Origin of the sequence: Flavobacterium sp. NLM, from assembly GCF_002210235.1 — a bacterium.
In the GTDB taxonomy this organism is placed as follows: Bacteria; Bacteroidota; Bacteroidia; order Flavobacteriales; family Flavobacteriaceae; genus Flavobacterium; species Flavobacterium panici.
This window is the reverse complement of record NZ_LIAC01000018.1, coordinates 46,125-70,112: the sequence shown is the minus strand read 5'-3', so window position 1 is coordinate 70,112 and position 23,988 is coordinate 46,125. Positions and strand designations below refer to the sequence as shown.

At 33.5% G+C, this 23,988-nt stretch carries 15 protein-coding genes and 5 tRNA genes; 15 read left to right on the top strand and 5 right to left on the bottom strand.

The features are described from left to right. Positions 1–25: 25 nt before the first annotated feature. The 3 genes from APR43_RS20785 to APR43_RS20775 all read right to left on the bottom strand — a co-directional run bounded on the left by APR43_RS20785 (position 26) and on the right by APR43_RS20775 (position 4,213). Positions 26–2,416 carry a 3-hydroxyacyl-CoA dehydrogenase/enoyl-CoA hydratase family protein gene (locus APR43_RS20785; protein WP_053471782.1) on the bottom strand — a complete coding sequence of 797 codons (2,391 nt, stop codon included), beginning with the start codon at positions 2,414–2,416 and terminating at the stop codon, positions 26–28. Between the two features lie 52 nt (positions 2,417–2,468). Beyond that, positions 2,469–2,954, bottom strand: a complete 486-nt coding sequence (locus tag APR43_RS20780) for a MarR family winged helix-turn-helix transcriptional regulator (RefSeq protein WP_053471781.1) — start codon at positions 2,952–2,954, stop codon at positions 2,469–2,471. A gap of 221 nt (positions 2,955–3,175) precedes the next feature. Further along, positions 3,176–4,213: a helix-turn-helix transcriptional regulator gene (locus tag APR43_RS20775; protein WP_053471780.1), complete on the bottom strand. Its 1,038-nt coding sequence runs from the start codon at positions 4,211–4,213 to the stop codon at positions 3,176–3,178. Between the two features lie 265 nt (positions 4,214–4,478). Between APR43_RS20775 and APR43_RS24765 the strand changes: the two genes are divergently transcribed. Both APR43_RS24765 and APR43_RS20765 read left to right on the top strand, forming a co-directional pair. After that, on the top strand, positions 4,479–8,852 hold the full coding sequence (locus APR43_RS24765) for a PKD domain-containing protein (RefSeq protein ID WP_053471779.1): 4,374 nt from the start codon (positions 4,479–4,481) through the stop codon (positions 8,850–8,852). Positions 8,853–8,867: 15 nt separating this feature from the next. Beyond that, positions 8,868–9,869, top strand: coding sequence for a type IX secretion system membrane protein PorP/SprF (locus APR43_RS20765; RefSeq protein WP_053471778.1), 1,002 nt, complete (start codon positions 8,868–8,870; stop codon positions 9,867–9,869). Positions 9,870–10,254: 385 nt separating this feature from the next. On the opposite strand, the gene APR43_RS20760 is transcribed toward APR43_RS20765, so the two are convergent. Then, entirely contained in the window at positions 10,255–10,869 is a 615-nt protein-coding gene (locus APR43_RS20760; protein WP_053471777.1) for a hypothetical protein, read from the bottom strand. A gap of 122 nt (positions 10,870–10,991) precedes the next feature. On the opposite strand from APR43_RS20760, the gene APR43_RS20755 reads away from it, so the two are divergent. From APR43_RS20755 to APR43_RS20730, 6 genes are all read left to right on the top strand, one after another. Beyond that, complete coding sequence (locus tag APR43_RS20755; RefSeq protein WP_053471776.1) at positions 10,992–12,509, top strand: TROVE domain-containing protein; 1,518 nt, start codon at positions 10,992–10,994, stop codon at positions 12,507–12,509. Positions 12,510–13,525: 1,016 nt separating this feature from the next. Continuing rightward, entirely contained in the window at positions 13,526–14,947 is a 1,422-nt protein-coding gene (locus APR43_RS20750) for an RtcB family protein (protein ID WP_053471775.1), read from the top strand. Positions 14,948–15,251: 304 nt separating this feature from the next. Further along, positions 15,252–15,584 (top strand): S24 family peptidase, encoded by a 333-nt coding sequence (locus tag APR43_RS20745; protein ID WP_053471774.1) that lies wholly within the window; start codon positions 15,252–15,254, stop codon positions 15,582–15,584. Positions 15,585–15,743: 159 nt separating this feature from the next. Further along, positions 15,744–16,541: a TatD family hydrolase gene (locus APR43_RS20740; protein WP_053471773.1), complete on the top strand. Its 798-nt coding sequence runs from the start codon at positions 15,744–15,746 to the stop codon at positions 16,539–16,541. A gap of 208 nt (positions 16,542–16,749) precedes the next feature. Beyond that, the gene (locus tag APR43_RS20735) at positions 16,750–19,029 is read left to right on the top strand and encodes a hypothetical protein (RefSeq protein ID WP_123959173.1); all 2,280 of its coding nucleotides are present in this window, start codon (positions 16,750–16,752) and stop codon (positions 19,027–19,029) included. Next, the gene (locus tag APR43_RS20730; protein ID WP_053471771.1) at positions 19,026–19,973 is read left to right on the top strand and encodes an HNH endonuclease; all 948 of its coding nucleotides are present in this window, start codon (positions 19,026–19,028) and stop codon (positions 19,971–19,973) included. The genes APR43_RS20735 and APR43_RS20730 overlap by 4 nt, the downstream gene beginning before the upstream one ends. A 140-nt stretch (positions 19,974–20,113) precedes the next feature. Here APR43_RS20730 and APR43_RS20725 read toward each other — a convergent pair whose 3' ends face one another. Beyond that, positions 20,114–20,515: a helix-turn-helix domain-containing protein gene (locus APR43_RS20725; RefSeq protein ID WP_053471770.1), complete on the bottom strand. Its 402-nt coding sequence runs from the start codon at positions 20,513–20,515 to the stop codon at positions 20,114–20,116. Between the two features lie 919 nt (positions 20,516–21,434). On the opposite strand from APR43_RS20725, the gene APR43_RS20715 reads away from it, so the two are divergent. The 7 genes from APR43_RS20715 (at position 21,435) to APR43_RS20695 (ending at position 23,740) form a co-directional block, all read left to right on the top strand. Next, a tRNA-Arg gene (locus APR43_RS20715) sits at positions 21,435–21,508 on the top strand. 20 nt (positions 21,509–21,528) lie between these two features. Beyond that, positions 21,529–21,601, top strand: a tRNA-Asp gene (locus tag APR43_RS24540). A gap of 206 nt (positions 21,602–21,807) precedes the next feature. Beyond that, positions 21,808–21,879 (top strand) — tRNA-Pro (locus APR43_RS20710). Positions 21,880–21,884: 5 nt separating this feature from the next. Next, positions 21,885–21,968, top strand: a tRNA-Tyr gene (locus APR43_RS24535). Positions 21,969–22,132: 164 nt separating this feature from the next. Beyond that, a tRNA-Leu gene (locus tag APR43_RS20705) sits at positions 22,133–22,206 on the top strand. Positions 22,207–22,391: 185 nt separating this feature from the next. Next, positions 22,392–22,940, top strand: coding sequence for a 3'-5' exonuclease (locus APR43_RS20700; RefSeq protein ID WP_053471768.1), 549 nt, complete (start codon positions 22,392–22,394; stop codon positions 22,938–22,940). A gap of 14 nt (positions 22,941–22,954) precedes the next feature. Continuing rightward, a complete protein-coding gene (locus APR43_RS20695) occupies positions 22,955–23,740 on the top strand; it encodes a hypothetical protein (protein ID WP_053471767.1) in 786 nt (261 codons plus the stop codon). The last annotated feature ends 248 nt before the right edge of the window (positions 23,741–23,988 follow it).

Genomic DNA, 23,988 nt, shown 5'->3' with positions numbered 1-23,988 from the left:
TATTCTATTCTCTTTGTTCTATTTTCTAATTTCTAAGTGGTTTTCCTTTAGTCAACATGTACTGGATTCTTTCTAAAGTCTTACGTTCTGTACATAAACTCAAGAAAGCTTCACGTTCGATATCTAATAAATATTGTTCAGATACTAAAGTAGCTTCAGATAAATCACCACCAGCCATTACGTAAGCTAGTTTGTTAGCGATTTTTTTATCGTGCTCAGAAATGTATTTTCCAGCTTCCATTTGATCTGTTCCAACTAAGAACATTCCAAGAGCTTGTTTTCCTAATACTTTAACATCCGTTCTTCTGATAGGTTGTGTATAACCAGCTTCTGCCATTAACAAAGCATGTTTTTTTGCTTCAGCAATCTGACGATCTTTGTTTACTACGATAACATCTTTTCCATGTTGAAGAAGTCCAGTATCAAAAGCTTCATAACCAGAAGTCGAAACTTTAGCCATGGCGATTGTTAAGAAATACTCTTGAAGAACGTTTAATTCCACGTCATTTTTGCGGAATAAATCTGAAGCTCTTAAAGCCATTTCTTTAGATCCACCACCACCAGGAAGCACACCAACACCAAATTCAACTAATCCCATATAAGTTTCTGCAGCAGCTACTACTTTGTCAGCATGTAAGCTCATTTCGCATCCACCACCAAAAGTCATTCCGTGAGGCGCTACGACAACTGGAATAGAAGAATAACGAACACGCATCATAGTGTCTTGGAATAATTTAATTGCCATGTTCAATTCGTCGTATTCCTGCTCAACCGCCATCATGAAAATCATTCCGATATTAGCCCCAACAGAGAAATTCGCTGCTTGGTTTCCAATAACTAAACCTTGGTATTCTTTTTCAGATAAGTCAATTGCTTTATTGATAGCCTGAAGTACATCGCCACCAATTGTATTCATTTTAGATTGGAATTCTAAGTTCAAAATTCCGTCTCCTAAATCCTGAATGATTGCACCGCTGTTGCTCCAAACTTTTTTGCTTTCGCGTATGTTGTTTAGAATAATGAATGAATCTTGTCCAGGAACTTTTACTTGAGATTTTGTTGGAATGTTATAGAAATAAGTTGCTCCTTCTTTTACAGTATAGAAACTGTCGCTTCCAGAAGCCAGCATTTCAGTAACCCATGCAGCAGGCTCAAGACCTTCACCTTTCATGATTTCAATTCCTTTGGCAACACCAATTGCATCCCAGATTTCGAATGGACCATTTTCCCATCCAAAACCAGCTTTCATGGCATCGTCAATTTTGTATAATTCGTCTGAGATTTCAGGAACTCTGTTTGACACATAAGCAAACATTCCGGCGAAACTCTTACGGTAGAATTCTCCCGCTTTGTCTGTTCCTTTTACTAAAACTTTAAAACGATTGATTGGTTTATCGATAGTTTTTGTTAGTTCAAGAGTAGCAAAATTTGCTTTTTTTGCAGCGCGGTATTCTAATGTATCTAAGTCTAAAGAAAGAATATCTTTATCTACTTTTTTATAAAAACCTTGTCCGGTTTTGCTTCCTAACCAATTATTTTCCATCATTTTGTTGATGAAATCAGGAAGTTTGAACAATTCGTGTTGTTCGTCGTTCGGGCAGTTTTCATAAATACCGTTGGCAACGTGTACCAAAGTATCTAAACCAACAACGTCAACCGTACGGAAAGTAGCTGATTTTGGACGACCAATTACTGGTCCTGTCAATTTATCAACTTCTTCGATCGTTAATCCCATTTCTTTTACCAAGTGGAATAAACTCTGGATTCCGTAAATACCAATTCTGTTTCCGATAAACGCTGGAGTATCTTTAGCAACAACCGAAGTTTTTCCTAAGAATTTAGATCCGTATTCGTTTAAGAAATCCAATACTTGAGTAGAAGTTTTTGGGCCAGGAATAATTTCAAATAATTTTAAGTAACGCGCAGGGTTAAAAAAGTGAGTTCCGCAGAAGTGTTGTTGAAAATCTTCGCTTCTTCCTTCACTCATAAAATGAATTGGAATACCAGAAGTATTAGAAGTAACCAAAGTTCCCGGTTTGCGGAATTTCTCGATTTGTTCAAAAACTAATTTCTTAATGTCTAAACGCTCTACAACAACCTCAATAATCCAGTCAACATTGGCAATTTTTGCCATATCATCAGTTGTATTTCCAGTTGTGATTCGGCTTGCGAATTTCTGACTGTAAATAGGAGAGGGTTTTGATTTTAATGAATTCGCCAAATGTTCGTTTACCACACGGTTGCGAACGGCTTTACTTTCAAGTGTTAATCCTTTTTTAGCTTCAGCTTCAGTCAGTTCGCGAGGTACGATGTCCAGAAGTAAAACTTCAACACCAATGTTAGCAAAATGACAAGCTATACCTGAACCCATAATTCCGGATCCAATTACAGCAACTTTTTTAATTGTGCGTTTCATATTTGTAAAATTTGTTTTTTTGGGTAGAATTTGAATTTTCCTTTAAAAAAGATTATTCATTTTCTGGGTTTTCTGTTTGCTTCGCCAGATCGCTGGCGGTCGTGTGATTGAAAATATTTTTATCCTGAATTAATTCGTTTATGATTTCAGAAACTTCTATAAAATGTTTCAGTTTTTCGTCTGATACATGTTTTCTAACCGTTTCATTAAATTTCAGAACTGTATTTTTAGATAAATCTCTTTTTTCTTTTCCAAAATCGGTTAGGTAGATTAAAACACCTCTTCCGTCACTTGGGTTCTTTTTGCGAACAATTAAACCTTTTTCTTCCATAGATTTAAGTGTTCTCGTTAAGCTGGTTGCTTCCATACCCATTCTTGGGCCTAAAGCGGTTGATGGAGTTCCTTCTTCCTTATCCATACTTAAAAGAGCAAATCCTGTTGCCATGGTAGCATCGTACTTTGCAGCCTCTTCATTATACATTCTTGAAACAGCCTGCCATGTAGCTCTCAAAATATAATCTATTGTTTTGTCTTTCATAGGTAACTATATCGATTTCAAATATAATTAAAAAATACTATGCATGCATATAATTTTTTAATAAATTTTTGGTTAGTTAAAAAATCCCACTGATTTAGAGTGGTTTGGTGGTTTATTTAGAGTGAAATATACTATTCTTTTTTTGGATTTTAACATTTTTGATGGTGTCAAAATCTTTTTTTAATTTTAAAATCGGGTTTAATTCTTCATTCTTCAAAAAATTATGAATTTAATTCAATAGAATTTTCAGGTTCGTATCTTGAAATTGAATCCTGAAAAATCTTTTTTATACGATTTCTGAGTCCTTCGGGTCTTAAAATTTCAACACAGCTTCCAAAACCCAGAAAAAGCCTTTCCATTTCATAATTTGGTATTACAAACAAATGCACGATAATGCTTCCATCTTCATTTTCTTTTATAACACGCTGAGAAGTATGCAAAGGTTTTGTGATGATGTACGGGGCATTTGAAGCATCGACCCACAATTCAATTCTCTTTGCTTTTAATCCTGAATTGACTGTAACTCCAATTACATCTTTATAATAATTATCTGCATCAAAATCTTCTTCTAAATAAGGAAGATTAAAATCATAATCAATAGAAATTATTCTGTCCAAAGCTAAATTTGTAATTGGCTGTGATGCTTTTTTCTTCCCAATTAAAAACCAGCGGTTGTTGAATTCCTTTAATATAAAAGGATGAAAATGAAATTTAGTTTCCTCAGCAGATTTAAAAGATTTATAAGTAATAATCAGAACCATTTTCTTGATAATCGCCTGATAAATTTCATCTAAATAATGAAGACCTTTTAGATTCTCATTTTTATCTAAATAAATTACGGGTTTTGTATGTGATTTTTCGGCGTAGATTTTATCTTCCAAACGCTGTAAAATATCCGATACATCATTAAATAGAGAGAAATCTTTGAATTGTTTTAACATCGAAACTGTTTCGGTTAAAACATTCATATCCGTTTCCGTCAGCGGAATATCAGTTATTGTGAAATCTTCGTCTTCATATTTATAATACTTTTTATCGTAAACAACAATTGGCGCATTGTAACCTAGTTTTTCACTTCGCATCAATTGAATGTCCATTTGAATCGTTCGCTTGCTTATAGGATTTTCCCGGCCTTCATATTCAAATAAAGCTTCAGAACAGCATTCGATTAAATCTTCTAAAGTCCATTGCCGGTATTTATTCTGCAAACATTTGTCAATGGTTTTGTACCGAATTAAGGCGTTTTTGTTTTGTGACATAATTATATCGGTTTTGGTCGCAAAAGAGTTAATTTTTATTTTATGCCACAGATTAAAAGGATTAAAAAAATCTGCTGAAATCTCTTAAATCAGTGGCATAAATAAAACATAGTTTATATTTATTTACAGATAAAAATACTGATTTTATTGTAATACGCAACAGCTTTGCGTAGTAGTTTTAAAACTTATTCAAAATGAGTATTTCTACTATTTTTTTGTTAAATAAAATCGTCTACTTTTACCGCACAAATTTTAACAATACCACATGGGGAAACTTTACTCGCTGCACATATATTGTGTCTTTTTTATAACCACTTCATTATTTGCTTTTAATACAAATGGCAGAAGTAATTTATCTCTTAAGGATTGTTATAATCTTACTGTTCCTCCAACTGTTGATTTTAATTTTACTAATAATAATGCCTGCTCAGGTACCCCTGTGACATTCAATGCAGTAGTTACCGGCGCGGCACCTTTTAGTTATAAATGGGATTTTGGAGACGGTACTTCAGCAGCAATAAATAACCCGAACCATGCTTTTACAGCGCTTGGCTGCGGATCTCAAAACTTTACTGTAAAACTTACGGTTACAGATGCAAATGGTGAAGTAAATTCGGTTACCAAAACTGTTTCGGTTAAGCAAAAACCAGATCTAAAATTCGTAGATTTAAGTGCTCCTACATCTGCAAAACCTTTTGAAAGATGCGGTGATAATAACTCGAATCCAAAATATACTATAAATGTTGGAAACAGCTCGGCTTCTGCTTCTTGTGTCACATCTTACAATGTAGATTGGGGAGACGGAAGTACAGAAACTAATGTTGTATTTCCTAAAAAACACGAATACAAAAAATTAGGTTCGTTTAATATGGTAATTACTGCAATGGGAACAAGTACCTGCAATAATTCAATTACCTATGTAGTAAAAAATTCGAATAACCCAATTGGGGCGCTTATTGCACCGGGTAATACAACAAACTTATGTACACCTGTACCGCCAATGGATTTTGCAATAGGATCGTGGGGACTTAACCCGTCAGATACCAATTATCAGGTAAATTATGGCGATGGAACTTTCCAAAGTTATACACAGGCACAATTAGAAAGTTCTCCATATTATAACAGTTTAAATCCGCAGGCGTCACAAAATTTCCCTATTCCCCATACGTTCACACGATTTAATTGTCCGTCAGGAAATACTGTTACATTAACTATAACAACTTCTTGCGGAAGCACTTATTTAACAGCCGGGCCAATTATTATTTTAGATGTTCCCGTAATAAGTTTCAACGTACAAAGTATAGCGTGTGCTAATACGTATACTCAATTTCATAATACAACTCAGGCAGGTTATACAAACGATTGCAGCACTTATAATGTATACACTTGGGATTTTGGAGACGGAACACCTGTTTCCAGAGAAGTAAGTCCTTCTCACGTCTATACTCAGCCGGGAACTTATACCATAAAATTATCTGCTCAAACTCCCTGCGGAATTGGAAGATCAACCACGCAGACTATTTGTGTAGAGCCTGTATTAGTACCAAGTTTTACTTATGCAACAGCTTGTGCTTCAGAAAATGTTCAGATAACGAATACAACAGACACAAGTTTAGGCTGCGGTGCAGAAAGTTACTATTGGGAAGTTTTGAGTTATTATGAAGGATTTTGCGGAAAAGGGCAGGGACAATCTTATTTTGTAAATGGTCAGTATGTTAGAAATCCAGTTATTAATTTCAGTAATCCGGGAACATACGAATTACGATTAAGAACACTAAATTCTTGCGGTGTTTATCAATATACATCAAGGTCTATTCAGGTAAAAAAGAAGCCGGTAATCAAATTAGATCCTATTTCTGATTTCTGTAAATCTGCCACAATCAGACCAGTTGGTACAGTAGTAGAAACTTGTTCTCCAAGTTCAGAGATTACCTATTTATGGAGTTTTCCGGGAGGAACGCCTTCAACATCTACATCATTAAATCCGGGTTCTATTAATTATAGTAAAACCGGAAATTATACGGCTACTTTTAGTGTTACAAACAGCTGTGGAACAACAAGTGTATCAAGAAATTTTTCTGTAGATATGGTTCTTTCGCCTGTAATAACGCCTAAAACGGCAGTAATTTGCAGTGGAAATTCATTTCAGATCACGCCAGTCAGCAACGGAACTACAGATAATGTACCAGCCGGAACAACTTTTGTTTGGTCGAATCCGGTAGTTACTCCTGCAGGAGCAATAAGCGGTGCATTTGCAGAAACAACACCAAGAACAAGTATCGGTCAGACTTTAACCAATCTTACCAATAATCGAGCAACGGTTGTTTATACCGTTTCACCAATTTCTAAACTTTGTCCGGGACCAGACTTTACGATTACAGTAACAGTCGATCCATTGATAAATGTAACGGAAATTATAAAGCCGGGAACTTGTTTTGAAGCTAACGACGGTGCAATAAACATAACAGTTGCAGGAGGAATTCCATTTACAACAGGCGCACCTTATACGTATACGTGGACAGGTCCTGACGGATACACGAGTTCGAACCAAAACATTTCGAGCTTAAAACCAGGGTATTATAATTTAACAGTAGGAGATAATGGTAATTGTCCGTTTTCACGATCGTATTATGTTGGTGAACCGGGGAAATTTCAAATTTTAGGAGAATACAAGCAAGACATTACCTGTTTTGGTTTAAACGACGGAAGAATTAATGTAAATGTTTCTGGCGGAAATTTACCTTATATCTATGTATGGACAAAAGACGGAAACCCTTTTACTGCAAATTCCGGAAACCTGAGCAATCTGGAGCCGGGAGTTTATGATGTAACCATTACAGAAAAAAATAACTGTGGAATTCTACATGGAAATTACAAGATCGAAGAACCGCCATTGTTAGAACTTAGTTTTGTAAGCAAAGTTGATATTTTATGTTATGGCTATTCTACAGGAGAAATTGATGTAAAAACCGTAGGAGGTAGAGTAACAGAAACTTCTCCGGGTGTTTACAGCTACAGCTATTTTTGGACAGGCCCAAACGGATATACGAGTTATTCTCAAAATCTAAGAAATGTTCCAGCCGGAAATTACCATCTAACCGTTTCAGATAATTCGGGCTGTACAGATGACTTAGATGTTATTTTACTTCAAAACGATGAAATAAAATTAGAATATACCAAAACCGAAATTGCGTGTTATGATTATGGCGATGCTTCGATAACGATTAATAAGATAACTGGCGGAGTTCCATTTGCAACTGGAGATCCGTACATTGTTAAATGGAGCAATTTAGGAACCGGACTTGTACAGAATAATTTATCAGCAGGAACTTATATTATTTCTATTACAGATGCAGTTGGCTGTCCTAAAGATTTTAAGATAGTAATCGACAACGCGCCAATTTTTAAAATCGATCCAGATATTAAAAAAATATCTTGTTATGGCGAAAAAGACGCTCATATCCGTTTAAATCTTGTAGGTGGAAAAGCGCCTGTAAAATTAGTTTGGGATGATGACGCAACAGCCGGAATCGAAAGAAATAATTTAGGGCCAGGAACCTATTCGGTAACCATTACAGATGGAAAAAATTGCGTGATTAAAGGTTCGTGGATCATTGATAATCCTTTGCTTTTAGAATTAAATGCCGATGTTAAAAATCCGTTAGACTGTCTGAATGCCAATACAGGTTCAATCAATTTGGTAGTAACGGGCGGAACGCCGCCATTTACATACGAATGGTCAAATGGTGCAACTACTGAAGATTTAGAAAATTTAATACCAAATAATTATACCGTAAAAGTAACCGATGCCAACGGATGTAATAAATCAGCATCATTTAAAATTACCCGTTTCGAACAGCTTACACCTTCAATCGAAGTGCTAACAGATTTTAACTGCGATACCAAACATGTAAAGCAAACATTTGTAGGTCATGTAAAAGGAGGAATTCCGCCTTATACATTGAGCTGGTCAGATGGAGTAGTTTCTGGAGCCAATGGTGAAATTATGAATACCGACAATAACGGTTTGGTAATCTTTACTGTAAAAGACAGTTTTGGCTGTTCTGCCGATGTTTCATACAATGTCGATACGCCAGTTTTAGGTATTGCGAACTTCTCGACAGGTTCTTACGGAAAAGACATGTACGATTTATATTCAATTTACGATCCTATCACGTTTACCAATTTAGCGACTGGAACTTTCACATTAATTTCCTGGGATTTTGGAGATGGAAATTTCTCAGACGAAGAAAATCCAAAACATATCTATACTAAAGAAGGAACTTATACCATAAAACAAACCGTAACCTATCCTTTTGGTTGTCAATACACGTACAGCACAACATTAAAAGTAGAAAAAGGATACAGCTTAATTATGCCAAATGCCTTTACACCAAATAATGACGGAATGAACGATACGTTTGCGCCGGTATTCCTTGGTTTATCAGACATTACCTTAGACGTTTATGATACTTGGGGCGCTGTTATTTATTCAGAAACCGGAACAAACATCAGAGGCTGGAATGGAAAAGTAAAAGACATAGATGCCGAAAACGGAAACTACTATTATAAAATAACCTTAAATACCTTTTATCACCATACTGTAGTAGAAAAAGGAGCATTTACACTAATTAAATAAGCAACAGAATAACCAATGAGATTAAAACTATTTATTATAATTATTACATGTTGCTTCTATTCTCAGGCAAAAGCGCAAGATCCTATTTTTACACAATATTTTCTAATTCCAGAAACCCTAAATCCGGGATTTACAGGATTTATGGAAACGACCTATGCAGGTATTATTCACCGTGAACAATGGCCAGATTTAGATCTTAAAATAGATACCGATTATGCATTTGTAAATACATGGAGCGATAAATTAAACAGCGGTTTAGGAATCAGTTTTTTAAACCAAAGAGAAAACCTGACCAGTTATAATTATTCGCAGATCAATGCAAATTATGCCTATAAAGTAAGACTAAACGACGACTGGTATTTTAGACCTGCAGTCGAAGCCGGTTTGGGATTAAAATCATTTGGATTTCAAAATTTATTGCTCGAAGATCAAATCAATATTCGAACAGGTGTAATCAATTCAAACACAATGGATCCGACATTATTAAACAGAAAAATGACATTTTTCGATGTTTCTGCCGGAATGGTTTTCAATAACGATAATGCTTGGGTTGGCCTTTCGATGAAACACCTTAACAAACCGAATATTGCCTTTAGTTCAGATGGAAATGTGCCGTTAAACACATTTTTCTCCCTAAGCGCTGGTTACGAATTCCTTGTAATAGATTATATCGATGTATTGCTGCTTCCATACGAAACCAAGTTTTTTGTAACTTCAAATTACATGCAGCAAGGCCGATACAACCGACTTGATTTAGGAGCGTCGATATTATTCGAAAAAATATTCTTTGGCGCAACTGCCGTAACAAATCCCGCAAAAAATGGAATCAATGGCGATTTGTTAACGTCTGTAAACCTTTTCACAGGCTTGCAATATGAACATTTAAGATTCGGACTTTCATACGATTTAAACACAACAAAAATTGGAAAAACCGGCGGAATCTACGAACTTTCGTTAACCTATCAGTTTGATTTAAGCAGAAAATGTTTCGGCTGTCCTAACTATTCGGGGAAATAAAATAAGAATATTAACTTGGGCGTGTCCCTCCGGGTCGGGCTTTCGGCTATATCTTTTGTTCCGTTTCTCTTCACAAAAGGATACCGCCTCAATCCCTCACGCATCTGCGGTAAACAATAAAAATTGTTTTTAATAATAAAAAATGATTCCAATTTTCCGTCCAAATATTCCACACAAACATACTGTAGAGACGTACCGTAGAGACGCACAGCAGTGCGTCTCCGCAACGATTATCCACAACGTAAAGCACATACAAAAAACCCGACAGGTTTTTAAAACCTGTCGGGTTTAATTATTATGGCATATTGGTGTCGAATTACTTTGCGTAGACGCACTGCTGTGCGCCTCTACGGTGCGTCTCTACGGAATTTCTTTGCGGATAATTTTACGTTAATAAAGAAATCTCTTTTTCAATATTAATTCTCGCTTTCTCCTCATATAAATTTCGGAATTCCTCGGTTTGAAAAATAAACTCATTTTCGAGAAAATGTTTCAGGGCTTTGGCACGCCCGGGTTTATATAAAAAATCAGGATAAATTCGGTATTCCTTTCTAATTTGTTCAAAATAGATTTTATAATCTTCCCAATCTCTGGCAAGAATTTTCAAATCAAAATCAATCAGCCAGTTAATATCCTTAATATTATTATGCTGATGTTGCTGCGTAGCACAAATAGCATCAAATACTAATTGCTTATTTAAGTTGACATTTTCAGGTAAAATTGCCAAAGCATATTCGGCGCTTTTAAGTTCGTTATCTTTTTTAGAAGCCGAATAAACAAAATCATGATAAAAAATAGAAAATAATATCTCATTTGGATTTTGAAGTTTATCACGATACGTTTCAAAACTCTCAATCATAGCCGAAATATGAGTTAAGTTATGATAATGTCTTGATTTTGTTGAATATGCCTTTTCTAAATCCTGCCAGTTTTTTTGAATATCATTTGCTGAAAAGCCAATATTTAAAAGTAATTCAGAATAGATTTTCTCTAAATTCATGATCTTTTTTACTCAAATTTAAAATTCTTTTTTCACTACGCAAAATAATTGCGCACTAGTTCTGAAATCTTTGTTCAAGAAATAAAACAATAACCATTGTCTAATTTTAAAAACCAGAAATTATGAAATTCAATTTTTTAGCAAAAGAAAAAAACAATATAGTTAATCACGAAAATGCACCAGCTTTTTCTTTAACATCAGAATACGAATTGTACGCAGCAGTTGTAACAACAAGTTTAAACGCTTCATTTTATGAAAAAGATACAACTCGTTTAGAAAGAATAAAAAGTTTAATCAAAAAAAGCAATCCGGTATTTGTAGCAAAACTTGCTGTTTATGCCCGTAACGAAATGCATATGCGTTCTGTGCCATTAGTTTTGGTTGTAGAGTTAGCCAAAATATATTCTGGTGATTCATTAATCAGTAAAATGATTACTCACGTAATTCAACGTGCAGACGAGATAACAGAATTATTGGCTTACTATCAAATGGCAAACGAACGAAACGGTGTTAAGAAATTAAACCGTTTATCAAAACAAATACAAAAAGGTTTAGCAGTTTCGTTTAACAAATTTGACGAATACCAATTCGCAAAATATAATCGTGATGGTGTTGTAAAATTAAAAGATGCTTTGTTTTTGGTTCATCCAAAAGCAAAAGACGAAGCACAGCAAGCAATCTTTGATAAATTGGTAAACAATACTTTGCAAACACCATATACATGGGAAACAGAATTGTCGCAATTAGGTCAAGTAAAATTTTACAACCACATTGAAAAACAAAAAGCATTCAAACAAAAATGGGAAGAATTAATCGATAGCGGTAAAATAGGTTACATGGTTTTGTTACGTAACTTACGAAATATCTTAGAAGCAAATGTTTCAGGTTCTCATATGTTGAAAGTATGCGATTACCTTTCTAACGAAAAAGCAGTCGCCAACTCAAAACAATTGCCATTCCGATTTTTAGCATCGTATCGTGAAGTGAAAGACTTGAATTTCAAATACACTTCAATGGTTTTAGATGCTTTAGAAGATGCCGTTATGATTAGTGCTCAAAACATAAAAGGTTTTGATGTTAATACATCGGTTGTAATTGCCTGCGACGTTTCGGGTTCTATGCAAAAAGTAATCTCACCAAAAAGTAAAGTAATGCTTTACGATATCGGTTTGATGTTAGGTATGTTGATGCAAAGCCGTTGTCAAAATGTAGTAAGCGGTATGTTTGGTGACCGTTGGAAAATAATCAATATGCCAAAACGAAGCATATTGGCCAACGTTAATGAATATTACAAACGCGAAGGTGAAGTGGGTTACGCTACAAACGGTCATTTGGTTGTAGAAGATTTAATAAACCGAAAAGAAATTGTAGATAAAGTAATGTTGTTTACAGATGTTCAAATGTGGAATAATACGTACACAAAAGACTCATTTGCAAACTCCTGGAACCGATACAAAACTATCGCACCAAACGCAAAATTATATTTGTTTGATTTGGCTGGTTACGGTCAGTCACCAATAAACATCGAAAAAAACGATGTATATTTAATAGCCGGCTGGTCAGATAAAGTATTTGATGTTTTAAATGCTTTAGAAGATAAAAACAGCGCGTTGAATTACATCAACCGAATAGAATTGTAAAAAAGAATCTGCTGCGCAAAATAATTGCGCAGCATGATTTGAATATTTGTAAAAGAAATAAGTTCATTGAAAATAAGAATAATAAACAAGTGTCGTAGATAAGTGTTACTTCGTTAAATACGTTGTCGCAGGTTCGAGCCCTGCCATTTCCGCAAAGAAAAATAAAAACGGAAGTGTAGCTCAGTTGGTAGAGCCCGTAATGTCATTTATTGCATATTGCCTTGTTTTAAAAAACATTGGTGTCGTAGACAAGAGTTACTTCGAGGGAATTGTGTTACAGGTTCGAATCCTGTTCAGATGATCTGATGGTGTAAGTGGAAACACGCATAAATAGTCTCTTGTCGCTCATAACCCGATAAAATAAAAAGAATGTCGTAAATAAGAGATACTTCGTCTCAAATTTGGGGAGGAATAACGAAGTTGTAAAAGCAGCAAGGTTATCCAGTTCGACTCTGGCAAGGCAAGCCCCGTTTCTCTTATTGCTTTTTACTTCTTTTAAAAAATGAAAAATGTCGTGCGCAAAGAGCTACTTCGTTCAAAAAATAACTCTTGCCAATTATTACTTTTTCAAAAAATAAGATGCCGTGTATAAAGTGCTACTTCGTTGGTTAATTTATTAGGTTCGAGTCCTAAATTATCACTTATACAATATTGCTCTTAAAAAAAGAGTGTCGTCAGGAAATGGTTCCTTCGTTCCAAAGAAAATTAAACCATTCCTAAACATTACCTCTTTTAAAATTAAAAAAATGTATGTAGAAAAAACATATTATTTGTCATTTCGAGGAACGAGAAATCTCCGCAAGTAACTCCGTAACGAGAGTCCAATCTTTGTAGAGCTTCTCGTGGAGATTTCTCGTTCCTCGAAATGACAAACTGTGTGTTAATCACTTAAAATAAAACTTTGCGCTCTTGGGAGAAATACGTCTTCGCTGAGCAAAAAACTTAGAATTAAAACAGCTACGCAAAATAACTGCGCAGTACAAAACAACCTTTGTACTATCAAAATAAAAGAAAAAATGAACACACAAATAAACGGTACAGATATATTAGAATTAGGATTTCCGGAAGGAAAAATAATTGGGATTGCCTTAAAAATAAACAGCAAAAGAAACGGTTTTACGCGTGATGAAATGATCACAAATTTTAAAAACGTTTTAGAAACTCCAGAAAACTATATCGACGATAAAATTTTCAGCAAACTAGCTGTTGCTTTAATCGAAAAAGCAAATGAAAACCCAGAAGATTTCATTGCTTTAAATGAAAACCCAAAAGCATATTCTGCTTACGGATTAGATCATATCGAAGACGGGGCCAGAAAACAAATGGAAGTTGCCATGAAACTTCCCGTTACAGTTGCCGGAGCTTTAATGCCAGATGCGCATCAAGGTTACGGATTACCAATTGGCGGAGTTTTAGCCACAAAAAATGCCATTATTCCGTATGGTGTTGGTGTTGATATTGGATGTAGAATGGCGTTGTCGGTTTATGATATTCCAGAAGATTTTTACTTTGAAAACGAAGCCAAATTCAAAAAAGAATTAATAGCCAATTCTATTTTTGGAGCAGGTCACGGATTTCACGGTCAATACAAATCAGATCATGCGGTTTTAGAAAATGATACTTTTAATATGAATCCGTTTGTGAAGAATTTAAAAGATAAAGCCTGGTCGCAATTAGGATCTTCTGGCGGAGGAAATCACTTTGTCGAATTCGGAATCATGGAATTTGCAAAAGACGATGCCGTTTTGAATATTCCAAAAGGAAAATATGTCGCTTTATTAACGCATTCAGGTTCACGCGGAATGGGCGCAACAATTGCCGGACATTATACCAAAATTGCCAAAGACGAATGTAAACTTCCAGAAGTAACAAGAAACTTAGCTTACTTGGATATGAATTCACAATTAGGACAAGAATATTGGCTTGCGATGAATCTTGCAGGAGATTACGCTTCGGCTTGTCATGAAATTATCCATAATAAAATGGAAAAAGCTTTAGGCGCTGCAATTTTAGCCAAAGTCGAAAACCATCATAATTTCGCATGGAAAGAAATCTGGAACGGCGAAGAAGTAATCGTACATAGAAAAGGAGCAACCCCAGCCGGAAAAGGCGTTATGGGAATCATTCCGGGAAGTATGACTGCACCGGGATTTTTAGTGAGAGGAAAAGGAGAGGAGAACGCCATAAATTCTGCTTCACACGGAGCAGGAAGACAAATGAGCAGAACTCAAGCGATAAAAAACATCACACAAACCGAAATGAAATCTATCTTAAAAGATCACGGCGTTACGCTTATTGGAGCAGGACTTGACGAAGCACCAATGGCGTATAAAGATATCAATCAGGTTATGGAAGCACAACAAGATTTAGTAGATGTAGTTGCCAAATTTACTCCAAAATTAGTGAGAATGGCGGATGACGGGAGTAGAGAGGACTAGTGGTCAGTGATCAGTTTTGAGTGTTCAGTCACAGTCGCAGTTTTCAGCGTAGAGACGCACAGCAGTGCGTCTAACACAACGTATCCTCATTTTATGTCATTTCGACGTAAGGAGAAATCTCCACGAGTAGCTCCGCAACTTGAGTCTAATCTTTGTAGAGTTTCTTGCGGAGATTTCTCCTTACGTCGAAATGACAAACTTTGTGTAAAAAACTTTGCGACTCTGCGACTTCGCGAGATTAAAAACAAACCAAAGATCAAAAAGAAACTTTGCGTCTTAGAGCCTTCGTGACAAAAATAAAAATATGAATAACAAATACGAACGACTGAAAACAGAATTAGAAACAGTTGGCAATGGAAAAATGAAAGCATTTGGAGACTCAATGCGGCCCATATTAAAAAGCGGAAGTCTCTTAACATTTCAAAAAAGCGAAAATTATCAAATCGGCGATATCGTATTCTGCAAAGTAAAAGGCAGATACATCGACGCCCATAAAATCATAAAAATCGACACAAACAAAGGTTTCCTAATCGCCAACAACCACGGATTCGAAAATGGCTGGACAAAAATCATTTACGGAAAAGTAATTCAGGGCGAGTTTAAAAATGAGGTGATTTACGCGAGAAGTGAGAAGTGAAAAGAGAATAGATGCAAGAACCAAGAAGAAAGATTTGAATGTTTTTCTCTTGCTTCTTTCTTCTATTATCTAAAATCTAAAATAAACAGAGAAAAGAATCAAGAGGCAACAATTGAAAGTCTTGTTTCTTGCTTCTTTCATCTAAAAATCTTAAAAAAAATGACATACATAGACATAGGAATTAACCTAACCAATAAACAATTCCAAAACGACATAGACGATGTTGTACAAGACGCGATCGATGCCGACGTTTCGCAAATGATCCTGACCGGAACAAGCGTACGAAACAGCGAAGCTTCATTAGAAATCGCAAAACAATATCCGGGAATATTATATTCGACAGCCGGAATTCATCCGCATGATGCGAAGAGTTTTGATGCACAAAGCATTTCGAAACTGCGGAATTTATTAAAGCAGAAACAAGTCGTTTCCGTTGGCGAATGCGGACTCGATTTTGATCGTGACTTTTCGCCCAGAAACAAACAGGAACAATGTTATAAAGCGCAATTAGAATTGGCGATCGAAGTCGAGAAACCTTTGTTTTTGCACGAAAGAGCCGCTTTCAATAGTTTTATGAATATTACCAAAGACTATTTACCGCAATTGCCAAAAGCCGTTGTGCATTGTTTTACGGGAACGCTGCAAGAAGCCAAAACCTATCTCGATAACGGATTTTATCTTGGTTTTACCGGAGCGATTTCTGACACCAAACGTTTCAGTCATTTAAAAGAAGTCATTCAATACGTTCCGCTTGACCGAATGATGATCGAAACCGATGCGCCGTTTATGCTTCCAAAAAATACTCCAAACAGTCTTTTAAAGAAATACCACGAACGAAGATGCGAACCTGCTTTTCTGCCTTTTGTTGCCGGAACAATTGCACAGTTTAAAGGGATTACTTTAGATAAACTGGCGGAGGAAACGACTAGGAATGCTAGAAGTTTTTTTAATATTTAGGGTTTCTATAAAAGATTATTTGTTGGCTTTTAAATCAGGTGTTTGTACTTGGTTTAAGGGCTTTTTGTTTGTATATATTTGACACGAATAATGAAAAAAATAGTAAAATTGTGGAAAATCGTAAAATATAATTTGAATTTTTATCCACTTTCGGTTAAAGAATCAAAAGTTAACCCACTTAAGTAATTAGATACAAAAAATAAAAATTATGAGTTTTAAACTATTAGCAATTAGACCGCTTGAGAAATGTAATAAAAAGTTGTTGAAAAACTTAATTGAGAATCAAATTTATCAATTTTATAATGATTATGAATTTAGTGAAGGGATGGGCAAAACTTTAGGTGATTATCCAGAATCAAAAAATGTAATAAAAATTAATGAAAAAGATACGTTTGTACCTATAGATTTATATGGAAAAAATATAAATGTTTCTGCAATAGTTGGTAAAAATGGCAGTGGAAAAAGTGCATTAATAGAATTACTTATTGCAGCTATTGTTAAAATTTCAACAATTATAAATAAAAATTTTATCAATCCTGAAGATTTATATCACAAGGATGAAAATGACTTTAATAAATATAAAGATGATGTTGATAAATTCAACAAAAGTTTTAAAGATGACTTAAAAAATCTGAGAGTAGAAATTTATTTTCAGCATAATGCAGAATTAGTAGGAATTAAAAATGGAAAGGTTAATACTTATATTAGTGGTAATGCTTCAAAATTTAGATGCCTTCAATTAATAGATGATAAAATTTTTATCAATGACCAGAGTAATGAAGATATTGTATGTTTTTCAGTAAATGATTTAGATGATGCAAATCCATTTAATCAAAAAATGAATCAGGAATTATTCTATTTTTTTAAAGATTTATTTTACACTATGGTAATTAATTATTCTCATTATGGATTTAATACTAATGAAATTGGTGAATGGATAAAAGGTGTATTTCATAAAAATGATGGTTATCAATTTCCAGTTGTGATAAATCCATATAGGGATGAGGGTAATATTGATATTAATATAGAAAAACAGCTAGCTAGGTCACGTTTCTTAGTAAATATTTTGCAGGAAAAAAAATTACGCACAATCCAAAAAAATAAAACCATTTCATACGTAACTATAGAATTAGATAGCTCCAAATTTTTATGGGATATGCGTAGCCAAGGAGATAAAAGAATAAATAATTCTAAAAAAGAAAAAGATCAAATACTTAAATTAATTTGTGAGAAATTTTATTTTGAAAAAAATGTTAAGGATAATAGACAGAATTATTTTTTCAATTTTGCATTTGATTATGTATTAATAAAACTAAGAAAAATTAGTAATTATTCTCTTTATAGTGAATATCGCAAATGTTTTGAAGATAGAACAGTTGAAATTAATGGAAAAAAAATACAACAATTTAGAATAATTTTAAATGAATTGTTTGAAAACTATTTAGAAGTATTATTTGGAAATTTTAGTCATGTTACTCATAAATTTAAACAAGCTTTATTTTTTCTCCAATATTGTTATATAAATGAAAATGACATTATGGAAAATAAAAAGAATAAAGTTATTGATATTGAGGAACTTTATGATTGGATAAATTCTGCATATTTAAAGTCCTTAAAACTTGCAATTAAAAAATTTGATAAAGAGGATGAATTAAGATTTAAAGAAAACTTAATTCAAGATTTAAGTATTGGTATATTTAGATTAGAACATTCATTACCATCTTTTTTTAAAATTGAATATTACTTTGAAAATAAAATTACTACGAATAATTTTTCAAATTTTAGTTCTGGAGAAAAACAAAAAATATTTAGTATACATTCAGTGATTTATCATTTGAGAAATTTGCTATCAATTAAAGAAAATAATGTGGTTGGATTAAAAAATTCTATTATTCAATTAATTACATATAAAAATGTAAATATAATTTTTGATGAAATTGAATTGTATGCACATCCCGATTTTCAGAGAACTTTTCTAAGTGATTTATTAAATTCATTGAATACATTAGAATTAAAGGAATATTTTTTAAATATAATTTTTATTACTCATTCTCCATTTATTCTTTCTGATATTCCAAATCAGAATATTATGTATTTAAATGAAGGGTTTGTTTTAAAAGGATCTGAAAGGCCCAAAAAATCTTTTGGTGCAAATATTACGGATTTATTAGCTGATAGTTTTTTTATTAAAAATGGTTTAATTGGAGATTATTCAAAGAGGAAAATTGAAGACACAATTATTTGGTTGAATAATGAGCAAAAAGAAAAAGATTCTAAAACTAACCTAAAAGAAAACTATATTCTTAATGAAGATGAATTTAAAAAACATGAAAAATTAATAAATATTATAGATGAACCTGTTATAAAAATTAAATTAAATGAAATGCTATATTATTTAAAAACAAATACAGAATTAGAAAAAAAACTAAAATTTGAAGAATTACAAAAATTAGCAGATGACCTTAATTTTAAAATTGTAAAGCAATGATTTCATTAGTAAATAAAAATATTGATGAAGCATTTAAGTTTCATTATATTGAAGTTAGTAAACTGTTTAATGATATAATTACTAATGGTTACATTAATAGAGGAAGGCCAAGTGTTAAAAAGTTTTTACCAAAATGTTTTCTAAGATTTTTGAGTAATAATTTTGATACAATAATTTCAGGAGAACCAGAATTATTAATAAACTTACATTTAGAGTATGAAAGGTTAGGTTTAGTTAATGAAGACAAGGAGCTTGTTAAAGACTTTATGATTAAAACTGGTTATGATAATTTTAATAATATAACTTTTTTAGAAAAAATGGAAATTGACACTTGTGTATATTGCAATAAAAATTACACTTTAAGTATTAGCAAAATGCATGCAAGAGCTCAATTAGATCATTGGTTTCCAAAAGATAAATTTCCCATATTAGCTCTGTCTTTTTATAATTTAATACCTAGTTGTCAATCATGCAATCATTTAAAAGGAAATTGTGAGCTAATTATAAAACAAATTATTGAGAAAAATGATGCTACAAAAGCAGAAATCTTACTTTGGTTAGAGAATGCTTTATTAGAGATGAATCATCCATATATGAAATCGGAGAATTTCCAATTTACGTGGTTTTTTGATAATTCTTTAAATAATTCAAAAACAGAATTTAGAGTAAAAGATAAAAAAACAAGAGAAACATTAAAATTTAATAGAACAAAAGAAATTTACAATGCACATTCTAACAAAGAATTAAGAGATCTGCTTGATTTGCGATCTAAATATTCTAAAAACTATTTAGATATTTTATTAAATAAGACATTTTCACATTTATCAATATCTGAAGAAGAAGCTTATAGAATGATTTTTGGTATTGAAATTATTGAAGAAGATTATCATAAAAGACCTTTTAGTAAATTTAAACATGACATCATTAAAGAATTACTAAAATAATAGTAATAAACTGAAGTGTTCCTTGTTCTCCCGTGCTAAAAAATTTCCTTACTTCGTAATTACTCTTAATCAAAAAAAAGCGCAAACCCTTTTAAAAAGTTTGCGCTTTTTCAATTTTATATAAAATAAAAAGAAAACCTTTATTTCCCTTTCATCAATTTTTCTAAATATTCAACTTTATCTTTTTCAGCCTGAACCAAACGTTCGTAAAGTTCTACTACTTTATCAAGAGGATTGAAGTTACAATGATTATTAGTTGTGTTTCCTTGAGCACCATTATTAGCACTATTATCGTAAAAGTTATTAAAGAAATTAAAAACAGATTCTTCTGTAAAATTTTCAATAGCTTCTACCGTCACGCCAAGTGCTTTTGCAATTTGTACCAATTTTTCGAAATCAACAGTCTCGCTGGTTTCAATGCTGGAAATAGTCTGCTGGCTTGTGCCAATGGCATCCGCAAGTGCTCCTTGTTTCATTCCTCGAAGCTCTCTTATTCGGCTGATATTTCGGCCAATATTTCTGGGTCTGGTTTCTGTGCTCATAATTCAAAGATATTTAAAATTTTTGAGAAAAATAACTGTCCGTAAAATACAAGATCGATTTGATAAAATACAATTTTGTCATTTTTTTGAAAGAGTAAAAATACTCTTTTTCTTACTTTAGTAAAAAAAAACATTTTTAAAATTAACAAGAGAATTATATAAATAGAAAAAAACTTCTACATTTGCACCCGTAATAAAAAAACAAAAAATACAGATGATACTTTCAGTAAAACAATATTTTGATCACTTAGCAGGAAATCTTCCGGCTAAAATATCAGGATGTATCATGTATTTTTATGAAATTGAAATGTAAATTTTAGAGTTCAACTCAACATAAAATATAAAAGCGTCCTTATTTCGGGACGCTTTTTTTGTTTTTAGGCACTTTGACTTCGCTCAGTGTGACAATAAAATTGGCGAAAATGACAAGAAAAATGATAAAAAAGAAACCATAACTAAAAATAATTAAAAAAATAATTGACCAAATGTTTAATGCATAAACTAAATATTGAAATATAATCTTGAAAAGTAATCTGATGAGAGACAGTCATTTGATACAAAAAAGGGATCTGCACCAGTATGCAGACAAGGATTTCTATGTTTTAAATTTAAGCATAACTAATTGATAATCAGAAAAATAATTTTAAAAATGATTTGGATAATTGATTTTTTCGACTTTATCTTTGCCGAAGAAAATCTGAAAACAGAAATTCAAATAACAACAACAATTTCAAAATATAATACAACATATAAAATGGCTTTACATAACAACATATATAACACACAACTGCTAGACCCGAGATTCGATCTTGGACGTTTAACAACACAGGTGCATCAATACAGGCAATAGGATAGTTATATCATATTGAATTTATAAAGCACCTTTAACCGGGTGCTTTTTTTATGCCCAAAAATTAATGATTTTGTAGCTCAGCTGGATAGAGCGTCTGCCTTCTAAGCAGATGGTCGAAGGTTCGAATCCTTCCAAAATCACTCGTTCTCTAGAAGGAACTGGCTCATTGGGGTTACTGGCTAACCTTCCCGACTGTCTCTCGGGAGAAACGGGTTCGACTCCCGTATGAGCCGCGAGTTTGCCGCAAAGGCACTAAGGCGCAAAGTTTTTTGTTTCACGCAGATTGAGCAGATTTACTTAAAGTAAAAACTTTGCGACTTTGCGACTTTGCGAGAGATTGACAAAGTATTGTAAAAAGAGCTGGCGAGTAATTTTCTCGCAAAGCCGCTAAGAAAAATAAACTTTGTGCCTTAGTGCCTTCGTGGCAAAATAAAAAAAACTGGGAAGATAACGGTGGTTGTTTACCCGCCTTGGACGCGGGAGGTCGCAGGTTCGAATCCTGCTTCTCAGACAAATGGAAATACGCTAAAGTTGGAGAGTTAGGTCGGTCTGTAAAACCGTTGTCTTTTGACTGAGTAGGTTCGAATCCTACTATTTCCACAAATTGAGCAGATTTACTAAAGTAAAAGCTTTGCGACTCTGCGACTTTGCGAGAGATTGACAAAGTATTGTAAAAAGAGCTGGCGAGCAATTTTCTCGCAAAGTCGCAAAGACGCTAAGAAAATAACCTTTGTGTCTTTGTGCCTTAGCGGCAGAAAAAAAATGCAGGAATGGCGCAATTGGTAGACGCGGCTGACTTAGAATCAGTTTTTTGAGAGTTCGAGTCTCTCTTCCTGTACTATAGCCACAAAGGCGCAAAGACGCAAAGTTTTTGTTTCACGCAGATTGAGCAGATTTACTTAAAGTAAAAACTTTGCGACTCTGCGACTTTGCGAGAGATTGACAAACTATTGTAAAAAGAGCTGGCGAGTAATCGGGAAATTATGTATTTATTTAAAAGTAATAATTAAGAATTTAGAAATCATGGTGTTATATGATAAAATTATAGTGATTGATATTGAAGCAACTTGCTGGGAATCTAAGGAGGAAACACTCTTAAATCAGAGAGAAATTATCGAGATAGGAGTATGTAAGTTAATATTATCGTCGGGAAAAATTGAAGATAAGCAAAGTTTTTATATCAAACCAGAAGTTTCTCAAGTTTCTTCTTTTTGTCGCCAATTAACTGGAATTACAAATGAAAAACTACAGATAGAAGGAACTTCTCTTGAGAAAGCATTGAAGAAAATTAATTCCAAATATTCGGCAAAGTATAGAACATTTGCCGGTTATGGCGATTTTGATAAAGAAATATTAGAACAAGAATGTAAATCAAAAGCAATTGAAAACCCATTTAGAAATGACTATTTGAATATAAAGACACTTTTTAATTTAGTTTACCTTCAGGAGAAACCTAAAGGATTATTGAAAGAGCTAGAGTTAATTGGAGAATCTTTTGAAGGAGAGAATCATAATGGAGCGGATGATGCTTACAATGCAGCCAAATTGCTGTATAAAATTTTAAAGAAATAAAAAAATTAAAAACGATGAAACAAAAATACAACCGAATAGCTCTTGTTGGAATTGAACAGGAAGAATATGACATTATAAAAGCCCAGTATTCAGGACATATTATCTGGCATCAGTCTATACCTAAAATTGTGGTTAAGGATGAGGTTTTGTATATGGAAAAATCGATTGGAGTTGGAATGTTACCTGTAGATAAAGTCGTCTATTACGGAATTTACGACAATGATTTTGATTTCATTACGGGTCTTGCGATCTGGAATGGAGATTGTTACCCAAAGGCTTCAGCAATGCTCGACTGCCGTTTCAAAATTCCTTGTCTGGTAAAAGCATTGTCTCTTTCAAGATTCAGCGCTCCACGCGGATTTATAAGTGCAGGCGCTTCTGTTAACACAACCGGAGATACCATTGCAAAATGGGGAAACTGGCATTGTGGTGAAAACAAACATCGCTTTACAGGAGAATGGGAAAGCGAATTTACCGCAATCATAGAACCTTATTTTGAAGGTGATGCCGTTCGTATTATGATGATTGGCGATACCTATTGGCAGATAAAACTAGAAGGTGACGATTGGTTAAAATCTATTCATCCTGATAATGCCAATTTTATGCCTGTTGATCAGGATTTGTTAGAAGACACGCTTTATATCAAGAATGTTTTGCAAATGGACATGATAGGAAATGATTACATCGTTGCAAAAGACGGTTCTAAATATTTATTAGAAGTCAATCATATTCCCAATATAACCCGATTTGAAGAGGTTAGACAAGTCTATTTATCGACTGTAATAGAATGGATTAACTAAAATTTTTGCACTGCGCAAAATTACTGCGCAGTGTAATTTGAATATTTGTTCAGGAAATAAAACAAGTTCTGTTATAAAATGAAATACATCAAAGTTTCGGCTTTGATTAAAAATATCAAACAAGCCCAGTTGCGTGTTTCTGTATAGCACCATTGTAGGGAACTTTCCGCGAAAGCGAATTATGTTTTTCTATGCAGCTTGGTTTGGAGGTTTTTGATTGTTTTCCAAAAAATGATCTCCATCTATGT

Coding starts and splice junctions, on each gene's coding strand:
- APR43_RS20785 (WP_053471782.1), bottom strand. CDS start 2,416: ATGAAACGCACAATTAAAAAAGTTGCTGTAATTGGATCCGGAATTATG.
- APR43_RS20780 (WP_053471781.1), bottom strand. CDS start 2,954: ATGAAAGACAAAACAATAGATTATATTTTGAGAGCTACATGGCAGGCT.
- APR43_RS20775 (WP_053471780.1), bottom strand. CDS start 4,213: ATGTCACAAAACAAAAACGCCTTAATTCGGTACAAAACCATTGACAAA.
- APR43_RS24765 (WP_053471779.1), top strand. CDS start 4,479: ATGGGGAAACTTTACTCGCTGCACATATATTGTGTCTTTTTTATAACC.
- APR43_RS20765 (WP_053471778.1), top strand. CDS start 8,868: ATGAGATTAAAACTATTTATTATAATTATTACATGTTGCTTCTATTCT.
- APR43_RS20760 (WP_053471777.1), bottom strand. CDS start 10,869: ATGAATTTAGAGAAAATCTATTCTGAATTACTTTTAAATATTGGCTTT.
- APR43_RS20755 (WP_053471776.1), top strand. CDS start 10,992: ATGAAATTCAATTTTTTAGCAAAAGAAAAAAACAATATAGTTAATCAC.
- APR43_RS20750 (WP_053471775.1), top strand. CDS start 13,526: ATGAACACACAAATAAACGGTACAGATATATTAGAATTAGGATTTCCG.
- APR43_RS20745 (WP_053471774.1), top strand. CDS start 15,252: ATGAATAACAAATACGAACGACTGAAAACAGAATTAGAAACAGTTGGC.
- APR43_RS20740 (WP_053471773.1), top strand. CDS start 15,744: ATGACATACATAGACATAGGAATTAACCTAACCAATAAACAATTCCAA.
- APR43_RS20735 (WP_123959173.1), top strand. CDS start 16,750: ATGAGTTTTAAACTATTAGCAATTAGACCGCTTGAGAAATGTAATAAA.
- APR43_RS20730 (WP_053471771.1), top strand. CDS start 19,026: ATGATTTCATTAGTAAATAAAAATATTGATGAAGCATTTAAGTTTCAT.
- APR43_RS20725 (WP_053471770.1), bottom strand. CDS start 20,515: ATGAGCACAGAAACCAGACCCAGAAATATTGGCCGAAATATCAGCCGA.
- APR43_RS20700 (WP_053471768.1), top strand. CDS start 22,392: ATGGTGTTATATGATAAAATTATAGTGATTGATATTGAAGCAACTTGC.
- APR43_RS20695 (WP_053471767.1), top strand. CDS start 22,955: ATGAAACAAAAATACAACCGAATAGCTCTTGTTGGAATTGAACAGGAA.